Source organism: Salinimicrobium oceani, from assembly GCF_012037645.1.
On record NZ_JAAVJR010000480.1, the window covers coordinates 1 to 490 of the forward strand.

The window sequence follows — 490 nt, forward strand, 5'->3', positions numbered from 1 at the left end:
TGATAATTATTAACTTGTTTGATTTAAAGATTATTTAGTAAATGCCACTTCGAATTTGATGTTTAAGTCGTCTCCTGTAGTTATGGTGCCAAACATGGCTTTTGGAGGATCTACGTTAAATTCGCTCATTTTGATCTTCTTCTCTCCGCTTAGCACTATTTTGTCTCCGCTTACTTTAGCATCAAAAATTATCTCGACATTTTTCTTAGTTCCTGCAATGGTTAACGCACCGGTGGTGGTCACTTTACAGCTGCTTTTTGAAGTACAATCGAGGTTATTCACTTTTTGAAGTTGGTAAATGATGGTTTTGTGCTTATCTGTGTTAATGGCCTTATAAGCGTTTTTGTCCATTCCTCCTTTTCCGCTCTTCAAACTTTCAGCAACCACGGTAAACTTGATGTCGTCGATCTGCACTAATTGCCCGTCTGTCATTTGGACCTTCATAGAACCCTGGAGATCCTCTGCAGTCATCTCCCAGTCGTGTACATTT

At 39.2% G+C, this 490-nt stretch carries 1 protein-coding gene; it reads right to left on the reverse strand.

Going from position 1 to position 490, the window contains the following annotated elements; translation table 11 throughout:
- Window positions 1-30 precede the first annotated feature (30 nt).
- On the reverse strand, window positions 31-490 hold a 460-nt coding region (locus HC175_RS17835), incomplete at its 5' end, for a YceI family protein (protein WP_168139609.1).